Origin of the sequence: Clostridium sp. UBA2485 (assembly GCF_002341865.1) — a bacterium.
In the GTDB taxonomy this organism is placed as follows: Bacteria; Bacillota; Clostridia; order Clostridiales; family Clostridiaceae; genus Clostridium_J.
In genome coordinates this window covers 586-12,284 of sequence record NZ_DDOV01000112.1, presented here as the reverse complement: position 1 = coordinate 12,284, position 11,699 = coordinate 586, and the positions used below count along the sequence as shown (strand labels likewise).

Annotated in this window: 17 protein-coding genes; all 17 read left to right on the top strand. The window is 28.0% G+C overall.

Annotation, left to right across the window (positions count from 1 at the left end; translation table 11 throughout):
- Positions 1-20 precede the first annotated feature (20 nt).
- The 17 genes from B3603_RS20465 to B3603_RS20385 all read left to right on the top strand — a co-directional run bounded on the left by B3603_RS20465 (position 21) and on the right by B3603_RS20385 (position 10,430).
- Positions 21-617 (top strand): hypothetical protein, encoded by a 597-nt coding sequence (locus B3603_RS20465; RefSeq protein WP_291568423.1) that lies wholly within the window; start codon positions 21-23, stop codon positions 615-617.
- Positions 618-1,322: 705 nt separating this feature from the next.
- On the top strand, positions 1,323-1,649 hold the full coding sequence (locus tag B3603_RS20460; RefSeq protein ID WP_291568422.1) for a DUF6572 domain-containing protein: 327 nt from the start codon (positions 1,323-1,325) through the stop codon (positions 1,647-1,649).
- Positions 1,650-1,922: 273 nt separating this feature from the next.
- Positions 1,923-2,066 carry a hypothetical protein gene (locus B3603_RS20455; RefSeq protein WP_291568421.1) on the top strand — a complete coding sequence of 48 codons (144 nt, stop codon included), beginning with the start codon at positions 1,923-1,925 and terminating at the stop codon, positions 2,064-2,066.
- 144 nt (positions 2,067-2,210) lie between these two features.
- A complete protein-coding gene (locus B3603_RS20450; protein WP_291568419.1) occupies positions 2,211-2,891 on the top strand; it encodes a hypothetical protein in 681 nt (226 codons plus the stop codon).
- 536 nt (positions 2,892-3,427) lie between these two features.
- Positions 3,428-4,396 carry a DMT family transporter gene (locus B3603_RS20445; protein ID WP_291568417.1) on the top strand — a complete coding sequence of 323 codons (969 nt, stop codon included), beginning with the start codon at positions 3,428-3,430 and terminating at the stop codon, positions 4,394-4,396.
- 79 nt (positions 4,397-4,475) lie between these two features.
- Positions 4,476-5,660, top strand: a complete 1,185-nt coding sequence (locus B3603_RS20440) for a murein hydrolase activator EnvC family protein (protein ID WP_291568416.1) — start codon at positions 4,476-4,478, stop codon at positions 5,658-5,660.
- A 311-nt stretch (positions 5,661-5,971) separates the two neighbouring features.
- Positions 5,972-6,220, top strand: a complete 249-nt coding sequence (locus B3603_RS20435) for a hypothetical protein (protein WP_349676835.1) — start codon at positions 5,972-5,974, stop codon at positions 6,218-6,220.
- A 220-nt stretch (positions 6,221-6,440) separates the two neighbouring features.
- On the top strand, positions 6,441-6,884 hold the full coding sequence (locus B3603_RS20430; RefSeq protein WP_291568413.1) for an NADAR family protein: 444 nt from the start codon (positions 6,441-6,443) through the stop codon (positions 6,882-6,884).
- A gap of 172 nt (positions 6,885-7,056) precedes the next feature.
- Positions 7,057-7,206 carry a hypothetical protein gene (locus B3603_RS20425; RefSeq protein WP_291568412.1) on the top strand — a complete coding sequence of 50 codons (150 nt, stop codon included), beginning with the start codon at positions 7,057-7,059 and terminating at the stop codon, positions 7,204-7,206.
- Positions 7,207-7,457: 251 nt separating this feature from the next.
- Positions 7,458-7,805 carry a hypothetical protein gene (locus B3603_RS20420; RefSeq protein WP_291568410.1) on the top strand — a complete coding sequence of 116 codons (348 nt, stop codon included), beginning with the start codon at positions 7,458-7,460 and terminating at the stop codon, positions 7,803-7,805.
- 52 nt (positions 7,806-7,857) lie between these two features.
- Complete coding sequence (locus B3603_RS20415) at positions 7,858-7,998, top strand: hypothetical protein (RefSeq protein WP_291568408.1); 141 nt, start codon at positions 7,858-7,860, stop codon at positions 7,996-7,998.
- 167 nt (positions 7,999-8,165) lie between these two features.
- The gene (locus tag B3603_RS20410; RefSeq protein ID WP_291568406.1) at positions 8,166-8,405 is read left to right on the top strand and encodes a PepSY domain-containing protein; all 240 of its coding nucleotides are present in this window, start codon (positions 8,166-8,168) and stop codon (positions 8,403-8,405) included.
- 441 nt (positions 8,406-8,846) lie between these two features.
- Positions 8,847-9,062, top strand: coding sequence for a hypothetical protein (locus B3603_RS20405; protein WP_291568404.1), 216 nt, complete (start codon positions 8,847-8,849; stop codon positions 9,060-9,062).
- Positions 9,063-9,066: 4 nt separating this feature from the next.
- Positions 9,067-9,372, top strand: a complete 306-nt coding sequence (locus B3603_RS20400) for a spore coat protein (RefSeq protein WP_291568402.1) — start codon at positions 9,067-9,069, stop codon at positions 9,370-9,372.
- A 529-nt stretch (positions 9,373-9,901) separates the two neighbouring features.
- Complete coding sequence (locus B3603_RS20395; protein ID WP_291568400.1) at positions 9,902-10,036, top strand: hypothetical protein; 135 nt, start codon at positions 9,902-9,904, stop codon at positions 10,034-10,036.
- A gap of 15 nt (positions 10,037-10,051) precedes the next feature.
- Positions 10,052-10,180: a hypothetical protein gene (locus tag B3603_RS20390; protein WP_291568398.1), complete on the top strand. Its 129-nt coding sequence runs from the start codon at positions 10,052-10,054 to the stop codon at positions 10,178-10,180.
- A 70-nt stretch (positions 10,181-10,250) separates the two neighbouring features.
- A complete protein-coding gene (locus B3603_RS20385) occupies positions 10,251-10,430 on the top strand; it encodes a hypothetical protein (protein WP_291568397.1) in 180 nt (59 codons plus the stop codon).
- The last annotated feature ends 1,269 nt before the right edge of the window (positions 10,431-11,699 follow it).

Genomic DNA, 11,699 nt, shown 5'->3' with positions numbered 1-11,699 from the left:
TGTTAAAGGAGATGAAGATTTTGCAACAAGAGTTTTACATTCTAAATGAGGATTATGAAGGGGGATATGCAGAAGCAATATATAAAAATAATAAATATGAAGTTGAAGTATGCAACTTATGTGGAGGGAGAAAGATAAAACGAACATCAAAGCTTACTGTATATTTTGAAGGTAAGAAAGAAGCAGATATTTATCAAGTTCCTCAATATACAATTATTAATACTAAGGTACATAATATACTAAAAGGAATGAATGCCTCTGGATTTAATGTTGAAGATATCGATATGCTTGGTTGTTATGATAATAAGGGTAACCCAGTACAACTAGATGTTAGTGGGTTAAAAGAAATGATTGTAAATGGAAGATGTGGATATTTAAGAAATAAAGATAGCACATTAGTTGAAAAATGTGAGCAGTGTAATAAGTTTAGTTCTGCTAGCAAAAGTAATGTACATGGGCTAAGCATAAATCTTAATGAATGGGATGGTTCAGATGTATTCTTTTTCAAAAATTGGTTTGGTGTAGTGATTGTAACTGAGAGAGTTAAGAATACATTGGAGCAAGCAAAACTAAAAAATATAAGATTTCAGAACATAAAAGAATTTGAATTTATATAATAGGGTAGTTTATAGCTAAGTACAAATTACTATAAACTAAAAATTTAAAATAATAGATAACACCGAAAAATAACTCATTCATTTTAAAGCTTATTGCAAAATTGGCGAGATTTTTGCTGAAAAAATGTAAATTTAGATTACGATATATATAATTATTTTAGAAAAGAGTACTGATGTAGAAAAATACATTACAAGAATCACTGCATAATTGTAATAATGCAGTTAAAAGATTAAATGAACCAGCTGAAATTTAAGTAGGCTGGTTCATTATTTTTTATAATAATAGAATAGTGTTATGTATTAAAATGTTAAAATCCATAATTGAAAAATATTGAAATTTTATAATGAGTTTATTAAGAATATAGATGATTCTGATGAAATACTTAAAGAAAAAGTTTTGGATAAGATTAATAAAGTTGATATTGAGAGGTAACTAAAGCTACATATTAAAACAGAATAAAGTTAATGAAAGAGAATTTGAGACAGGGGCATTAGAAAAAATGAAAGAAAATGCTTATGATGTTGTTGAACAAATTACGATAAAAAGTAAAAGCATCACCAATAGCACCATTAACTAAAAATCAAAAGATAGCACGTCAACAGATAGAGGAATTGTTGCTGGTAAAGGTAAGCCACTATTTATAGAGGGAATAGAAATACCATCAACAAAGATTGAGATAATAAGAAGGGAATAAAGGTGAAATAATGTCAATAATTGATAAAGATAAAGTTGATGATATAGGTATAGATAAAGAGAATGGTAATGTAATTCTAGGAATTTTTGATCATTTAGATTGGAGCAATGAATATGAACATTTAATAATGCTTCAAGATAAGATAAATTCGTACTTAGGTTTTATCGAAAGCGGAGAAGTATATGAGAGTTATCCAGAGGCAAAAGATAGAAATATAGAAATAATGATATATGCAAAATATGATATTACTGAGAAGGCAGAAGAATTTTTAAATTTTGCATATAATACTATTGTTGAATCAGGATTTAGTTTAAGTTGTAAAATTACGGGAGAGTAGATTAGAATCTCGATTTAAAGCTAATATATAACTTACTGTAAAATTAGCCCATTTATAAATGATAAGATAAATCAATAAGAATGGTAATAATATTAACTGCTAATATTAAGCGTGATAGTGACAATCGATTAAAATGAATTAGCTGAAACATAATTAGGCTAGTTCATTAATTTTTATAGTGATAAAATAGTAGTAGATATTGAAAAAGTTAGCTTTAATGGCTGAAAGATAAAAAGATGGGCTCTGCCAAATGAGATAGCTGTGCTAGACCATATGCACAGCTTCAGGGTTGGTCCAGGTAAAGATTTTACTGAAGCTCAAAAAAGAAATATAATACAAGAAAACATGAAAATGAATAAAGAGGTTGTTAAATCAGATTTGTCCGAAAAGGTACTTGTTAAGCCTAGTAAAAGCTAAAGAGGGGTAAAACCTCTACAAAATGAATGACCAATTAGATAATATTGACCCTAAAGCTAAAGGTGCTCAAATAGCTACAGTAATGCCAAGTTTTATTAAGAAAAGAAAATATAGATAAGTGAAATAAATAGAGGTGAGAATGTTATGCCTAATAAGATTAATGAAATAAGTTGGAAAAGGGAGAAGTTATGGCAAGGATGTATATTGGCATCAATAGCTCATGCAATTATGGTAGCACATTATCCTGAATTATCAAATGAACATTCATGGGATGGGATAAATTACAATATTCAAGATAGTGAAGGGGTACGAGGAACTATAACTTTTCATTCAGAATATTGTGTAGGTGTATTTCGTAATGATAATAGTGATAGAATTAAAATAATAAATAATGCCAAGCAAGCTAAGGAATATTTTGCAGGGGCACCAAAAGAGATAATGAGTCTTGGTGAGCAAGAGGCATTGCAATATTTATTAGAAGATGTAGAAGGAAAGATAATGCCCATTATTACCACAGCATTTTGGGGAGTAGGAGAAAATCTTTTAACAATAGATTCTATTGAAGATATGTATGACAATGGAATGTTTTTATTAGAAAGACAACTAATGGATTTTGATAGATCAATAGAAGAATGGAGAGAATATTATGATATGTCTCCAGAACAAACTGAGTTGTTAAAAACAATTTTTAAGCGAAAAATTAATCAAAAATCTGGAGATATTATATTAAGTAAAGATGAAATTCAATTAATAGGAACTAATGATGTAGAGGAATTAGAGGAAAGTAGAATTTCATTTGAGGAAATTGGTGTTGTGTGGAAATAAACTAACTGAAAAATAATATTTATACTAGATGCATAATTTTGAGAAAAAGCAATTAAGTTAAGAAATTCATCTTGTTAGATTGTTTTTTGAAGAGTCAGAAACTAGAAAACTTACTTCATAATTATTATTAACCAGTAAGTAGGATGTAAATGGAGCAAAGTAGTAGATAAAATTAAAAAGTAATTTTAAATTGATGAAACTAAAAAGTGCTTTTAAAATCTTCTCCCATCTATGCCCCTTTACACCTAGATGAAAAAAAAATATCGTTGTAATTGAAATATCGATACTATAGTAGTGTCGATATTTTTGTTTTAATAGATGTTGATAGAGTATACATCCAAACTAATTATTCAACTTTTAGAAGGAGGATATAAAACAGCATAACTAGATACATAAATCGCCAAAGATAAATTGCGTAAAAATGAATTATCAAAATGTATGTTAAGATAAAGGAATTTATGAATAGCATATATTTATAAATCGCTAATTTAGTGATATATTTAATAGTGAAATATATTGACAATAGGAGAATATAAATGAATACTAGAGAGTTTTTTATGAAGAAAAAAGTAATATACATATTTGCAACTATGTGTTGTATGTTATGGGGAAGTGCCTTTCCAGCAGTAAAAAGTGGATATGAAGTATTTAACATTGCTTCAGAGGATATACCTTCTAAATTAGTATTTGCAGGGTATAGATTTTTTTTGGCAGGTTTAATAGTACTTTTTATAGCATTATTAAGTAAAAAAGAACTTTTTAAGTTTAATAAAAGACAACTAGGGCAAATAGCATTACTGGGAATTACACAAACCTGCTTACAATACATATTTTTTTATTTAGGATTAGCTTATATTAGCGGTGCAAAGGGTTCTATCCTGAGTGGAACAGGAGCTTTTTTTAGCGTTATAATAGCTCATTATATATACATAAATGATAAATTAAATTTAAAAAAGACCTTAGGGTGTATTATAGGATTTATAGGTGTAATCATTGTTAATTTCGATTCGCAGTTACTGGGTTCTTCTTTTACCATAAAAGGTGAAGGAGCAATTTTGATTTCTGCATTAATACTATCTGCATCATCTATTTATGGTAAGAAACTTACACAGTCTATGGATTCAGTGGTAGTAACGGGATATCAATTATTCATAGGAGGAGCTGTACTTATTGGATTAGGTTACGGTTTTAATGGTTCTATATCAGGATTTACTATAAAATCCACAAGCTTACTTATATACCTTGCAATGCTTTCCTCCATTGCATTTTCATTGTGGACAATTCTCTTAAAGTATAACAACGTAGGAACTGTAGCTGTTTTTAATTTTTTAACACCTATATTTGGTTCAATATTATCAGCTATATTTTTACATGAGAATATATGGGAATTAAAAAATGCCATAGCATTAATATGTGTATGTATAGGTATATGGTTAGTTAACAGAGAAAGCAATAAAAAAATTAATAAATTGGATCCTTTACATAAAAAAGTTAAATTGAATTAAAAGTTGACAAAAAGTGTTTAGGTTGGTAAAATGACATAAAAAATAAGTAGACAAGCATTATAACTTGAAGGGAGTTTTTATGAATAATAAAACTAAAATTATAATAGCATTGATACTATGTAGCAACCTAGCGACAGGAAATGTGCTAGCAAATGATATTAACAATATGAAAAATAAGTCCAATAATATTGAACAGAAAATCAATAATGGCAAGAATGAGATAAAAAAATTAGAGAAAAATAAGGAAAATGTCCTTAATGATATTCATGAATTAGAAAAAAATATCAATGAGTTAGAACATGAAGTTGAGGAGATAAATTCCCAAATAGGTAATTCAAATGAGAAGATAAAAAATTTAGAGGTTAAATCAGAGAAATTAAAGGTTGATTTAGCAAAAAATGAAGAAGTGATGGCAGAAAGACTTCGTATTATGTATATGAACCAATCCCAAAGTTACATAGAGATATTATTTGGATCAGAAGGAGTTTATGATTTCATTGAAAAAGTAGAAGCTATAAGAAGTTTGATTAAATATGATAAAGAACTTATGGATGAATTTAAGGAAAAACAAGACGAGCTGGAAAGCACTACTACTCAAGCTAAGAATGAAAAAAGCAATCTTGAAAGTATGATGCAAACTGCTAATAGTAAAATGAGTACTGTAAAAGATAATAAGCAAGAGAAAAATGCACTTATAGCTGAAATTGAAAGTGATATTGATGTACATGAAGCTATATTAGCGAAGCAGCAAAGTGAGTTTGATGAAATAATTACAGCTATTGGGAGTATGGAGGCTGAGAGTAGACCATCTAGAGGTGGATCTATGTCTAGCGATGAAGATGTGCCTAGTGGTGGACAAGTATCAAATGGAAGTATTTTTTCAATAACAGGAGGAAATGGGTATCCTATAACTCAGGAATTTGAAGGAAGAGTCAGTCCTATCACAGGTGAGAAAGAATTTCATGGAGCTCTTGATATAGGGGCACCTTATGGTGCTGGAGTGTATTCACTTAAAGATGGAACTGTAGCTTACTCAGGTTGGATGAATGGATATGGGAATGTAGTGGTTATAGATCATGGAGATATCAGCAGCTTATATGCTCATAATTCAGAGCTTTTAGTTAGTCAGGGACAGAGCGTCAGTGGAGGACAACAAATTGCAAAGGTTGGTTCAACAGGATGGTCAACTGGACCACATATACATTTTGAGATAATTAACTCTAATAATGAGAAAATTAATCCAATTTCGTATTATATATATTAAGTAATTAAGGATGCTTATTTAAAATAGGCATCCTTTTATTAGTATGTTAACATGGCTAATAACTGGCGGTGAAAGTTTGCTGTAAGCTTGGTATTGGGATGCACTAACCAATAGCAAAGGTTAATTGAGTTTGATACTTACCAGACGAATGATGTATGGGATAAGAATGCTAATTGTCTTACTTTAGACTCATATCTCATATAAGGAAGGTGAACTAGCTAAAGAATAATTAGATTTTATAGTAATAAAATATGGTGAGGATTGAGAATCATCGAGAGAAGCAGATGTTATGAAAAGATAGGTAAATAATTATGAATATAGAAATTTTAGAGGATAGATTAGGGGTTGATGACTTTCAATATCCAGATTCATTTGTAAAAGCCGTAGAATTAAACTTATTAGACTTTGATTTATGGTATATCATGGATGAAGAAAGAATATTAAATAGGTTCAAAGGACTTAAAGAAAGATATCCCAATAGAAAACTAATACCTTTCGCAAGACGAGATGACAATGATGATATAGCATGTTTCGAAGTAGATAAAGGTGAAAGGGTTTAAATAATACATGATTTTGCATCAGTAGGATATGAGCAAAGAAAAGAATACAATGATTTTTGGGCTTGGCTAGAAGAGGCTATTAGAGAAATGATTGAATACAATAGGGATTAATGGAGCAGATGATTAATATTAATTATTTATCATTGAATAAATAAATATCATATTATTAGAAGGCTATATCTAAATTTAATTGAATTAATAAATTTATAAGGAGAACAATATGACTATATATTTTTATAAGATAAATGAGGAATATGGATATTTTTCAAACTTTTCAAAGCATGGATTTGAGCTTGATGAGAAGTGGCGGCAAACAAGTGAACATTATTTCCAAGCTCAAAAGTTCGTTATAAGTGAATATGAAGAAGAGGTGAGGTTTGCAAAAACACCAATGGATGCTGCAATAATGGGACGTGATAGAACTAAGCCTTTGAGGAAAGACTGGGAGGAAGTAAAGGATGATATAATGCGAAAAGCTGTATTGCAAAAGTTTAAAAGTCATAAAGACATATTGAAGATACTTTTATCCACAGGAGAAGAAGAAATAATAGAGAAGACTTCTAATGATTATTATTGGGGATGTGGTAAAGAGGGAACGGGAAAAAATATGTTAGGAAAAATATTAATGGAAGTTAGAGAACTTTTATGTAAAAGTCAAATATAGTTTTATATAAAAGTAACAAAAATGTATATAAACTAAATTTCTAATACTGTATTATTCAAGGTGAATTTTACGGTATTTTTTATATTATAAATTAATGTTAATGATTTAGGCTATTGAGTTGAAGTTATTTAATAAGATTGTTAATTGTGAAATTTAATAAAGCCTTAAAAAGATGTTAATAAGAATAGATTTAAAAGATGTACATAATGAAATAAACTTTTATTTGGTAAATAAAAACATTGTATCAGATTTTACATTTGTAGCACCAAGTTTAACAGAAAGAGATAAAGAAGAAAATGTTAAAGAAATAATTTTCTTTTAATAATGTAAAATGGTTAAAAGAAGATAATTTGTTATTATAAGTAACAAATTACATATGCTGATTGTATTATAAAATAGAAGGATTTTTAGATTTTAATATAAAAAGCAGTTGAGAAATTAGGGCACTAAGAAGTTATAGGATATTCAGCAGAAGAAATTAAGCTTTTATTTGAGGCTAAATGCAATAAAAGAATAAGTTTTAGAAAATGATTAGGGATTATTTTTTATAATCTGAAATAGGAGGGAATAAGAATGGTTAAATTGTCAACTTTAAAAGATAATGAAATATTAGTAGTTGGTAATGAATATAAGCTAATGACAAAAGAAGAGTTGATTACAAATATAGATCAATTTAAAGAAATGAATGTTTATACATTAGGGATTCATCATGCAGCTCTTAACGCAAAAGATATGTTAAAAAGTGCTATTAAAAATGAAGAGTGCGACAATATGTATGAAGAGTGGGAAAATTTAATTTGGAAAGATATAGAAGATAAGGATATAAATCAAATTCAAAAGATTCTAAATAGAATACTTAAAAAAAGTCCAAAACAAAATATTGCATGTTATCAAGATAAGCCAGTAGAAATAGATATTTAATTAGTCCATATTTCAAATATATTAATAGTGAAAATTAGGAAGGAGTTAAAAAATGAATGAATATTTAATTTGTCCTAAATGTGGCAAGAAGATAAATAGAGAATATGTAAAATTAGATGATAACAGTGATTATAATTTTACTTTAAGTATTAAATATACTTGTGGCTGTGGTTATGAAAGAATTGATAATTAGTAAATTGTTTAATTAGATTAAGTCAATTTAAGTTGAATAATTTTTAGAGGACTTAGAGCAGAGGTTGCTTTATTTTGATGTGATGAATATATAATAGTATAAGACATAAATTTCCAGGTACCTGAATACAATAATTATGGGAATGTTAAAAGAAAGGTGTGCAAGTAATGACGGATCTTTATTATAGTCTGTGGGATAATTACTGGAGAGCTTATCGTATTAACAGTGAAGCAGCTATTCAAATTGCTCTAGAGCAATTTCCAGGTCAGGTAATGAAAGTTGAAATAGATTATAAAGGGGATTTATTAATCTATAAAGTTACTATTAAAAATACTACTGGAGTATATAAAGTTGAAATAGATGCTAATACTGGTCAGATACTTGAAGTGGATGTAAAAGTTGATTAAAGTTCAAAATTTTCCAGTAGGATTTAAAAAACAATTTTTTACTTTTAATAAGATATAGTAAATTAATTTTGAGAAGAGCTTATAGGGGGGCTCTTTTTTTATGTAAAAAATTAAAGTGAGATGAAAATATGCTAAATATTTATAGTTCATATAGGTATAAAATTTGTAAGAATGATTGGTATTATTAACTAAAGAAATTAAAAATCAAGTAAGCAGAAAGATATTTAGTATGTCTTTAATGTAGTAGTAAAAGGATAGGTAAACAAAAGGCAATAGATAATTTAGAAGAGTATATGTAAGAAAAGGGTATATAAAAAAAGTTAATGGAGTTTTAAGGCAGAAATAATATTTATTTAATTGGATAAATTTAACACGACTATTAACTTCCTAAAAATCACATAATATAAGCATATATAAATTATATTTAGCGGAGGTAACAATATGAGAAAACTTTCAGAAGCAGAAGTACTATCTTTAACATCACTATTGAAAATGGAACAAGATGGATTAATTGTACAGAGAGCAGTGAATGCACTAATAACGGATGAAAACTTAAAAAGACAAGGTGAATCTAGCGTATTAGCATCAGAGGGTAGGATAAAAGGATTACAACAGTTTATTAATGAAAATCAAGTAACAGTTATAGCGGAGGTATAATAGAATGGCAAATTTAATTGGAAACCTAATTAAAAATAACGTTAATATTAATGATGAGGTTATATCTACAAATATGCTTTCTTCTGGAAAAGCTGCAGCTGATGCATATCTTAATGCTACGTTAACAAGCAGTACTCCAGAATTGAGATCCATATATTCTGCTGGTTTAAGTCAAATAGTTGGAGGGCATACTGCTCTTACAGAACTAGCTGTAACTCAAGGTTGGGCTAAACCTTACAATTCACCTGTGCAACAATTGACTGATACTTATAATGAATCAAAAACTGTAATTGATTCAACTGAACAATAGTATAAAGTAAAATCCGTCGTAAATAGTTTAAAAGAGCTCTTAATTGGGCTCTTTTATTATGTATAAAAGGAATGGCGGCATTTTGAAGTTAACACGAAAATAGAGAATATTTGTAGATGAGTATTTAGTGGACTTTAATGCTACTATTTAATTATTATCATAATAAAGGAATTTACTCTCGTTCCTACTATTCTTAGTTCTTTTATTTTTATAGTTATACTTATACTTAGAATAACCCAAATGGCCCTTTAATTCTATTTTAACTATTTCCTATAGAGTACTAACAAATAGTTCCTTAAGAGATTGTTACAAATCTTTTACATCATCAATTTTCAGAAGGCTATTAATTATTTATATAGGTATGATATATATTCAATAACAACATAAAACATTACCAAACAAATCTAGAAGTTTTAACATGTTTATATGTTAACTTTTAAGAAGAACTATAATTCTTATTTAAATGTTCGATATAAAAATTATAAAGCTATCAGCATTGAATATTTAGATAAGAGGGAGGACTAGAGAAATGAAAATTCAAGGAGATATAAATTTTCAGTATATTTTTAATCTACATAATAAGAAGAATAAAACTATAGAAGATCGAGAAAAAATTGATAAAGCTAGAAAGGAAAATCCACAATTGGATCGTATGCTTTATTAGCATGATATCAATAAGATGTATGAAGAGCAGGCAAAAATCGAAGGAATTGCTAGAAAGATTGCACGAGGTCAGAAATTAACAGAAGAAGAAAAAGAATTAATAAACCGTGCTGATCCAGAGATGCTTCGCAAAGCAGGTAAATGAATCTTTAAAAAACAAATTGAGAAATGCTAAAAGTAAACAAGAGGAATAGAGAATACTAGTACAAGCCTCCATGGAAACTCAACAGATAGCAGAATGTGATACACAGTACGGAAACTTACTTATGGAATTAGTTAAAGAATCCTATGAAGATTATAATAAAGATATGGAACCCACAGGAAAAACTCAACAATATCATCAGAATCAACAAAATCGAAACAACTCTAATGCACTAATTAATTTTGAATGCTAATTTGTTTAAAAGCCATCCCATTAACAGGACGGCTTTTTCATCTATACAGTTTTCACGTTCACTTGTTGATATAATCATAATAATATTTAACTCAAAATTTTTTACTTAGAACTGTTATTATTTTTTAAAAACGTACCTTTTAAGCTCTAAGTAAATTTCCCACAAAAAATTAACAGTTACGATTACCTTGATTACTGATAAGCCAGTATTATGAGTAGAGAGTTTTAAGGTTTTATTTTTACTAGGACTGTTATCTTGTAGATACAAAAAGCAGAACATTTTAATATATATGTGTCAGTAATCCGTAAAAGATCTGTAGTGTGATAGTACTACAGGTCTTTTAAAATATATATTTTAAAGGGGCAAGTTAAAAGTTGTTTGCTATGCTCTATTCAGAAACAATATAGAATTCTTCAGCAACTATTCTATGCTCACGACTATCTTTTAGATAAAGGTCTGAAGTTGCTAAGAAGTAGTCATCCTAGCTTATAAGAAATTAATTACACTTGTAAAACAGTGGATAGTTCTGTAGAAAGTTTTCTTATTTATCTCATGCCTATTTAAAAGTCTATATTATAAGCAATCTTTAAAGTTACAACTTCAAAGGTTTCTGTAATTTTTCATAAAAGTTCTCTATTGCTCATAAGAAAAGTTTGAGCCTTTATTTTGTTATTCGTTATTTTCTTAAAATCTTTATTTACAAATGAAAATTTATCTTTAAGTGCATTTAAAATTATAGTAGCAGTGTTATTCCTTTTTTATATGGTATTTTACCTTACATTTAATAGAGTTAATTTCTCTGAAAATTCATCTATCCCTTTTTGTAAAGGGGATACAAAGGAATAATAACTATCCCTATTATTTTCCTTTGCTTTACTTAGGATAAAATTTAATTTTCAATAATAAAAAACGAAAGTTTATTAAGAAATGTAAACCTAATTAGAAAATAAAATAATAATTATTTATTAAGGGAAGAATTTATAGAAATGGATATTGAATTTGAGGATATGTAAAGATTAAAAAGACTCATGTTCTGAATTATATAAAATAGTTAAACAAGTAGTCAGGGGCTCTATCGGGTGGGATATTAAATAGTAAGATTTTAGAGTTTACTGGAAAGAGGATAATAACTATGTCTAAAATAGATAAAATTAAGTATTTGCAGTGGCTTTTATAATAAGACTTTATTAGTTTCTTTTATACACTTAATTATCTATATTTAAAAAGGGAGATGAAAACCTCCCCCGTTTTATTATTAAGTCAAAGGAC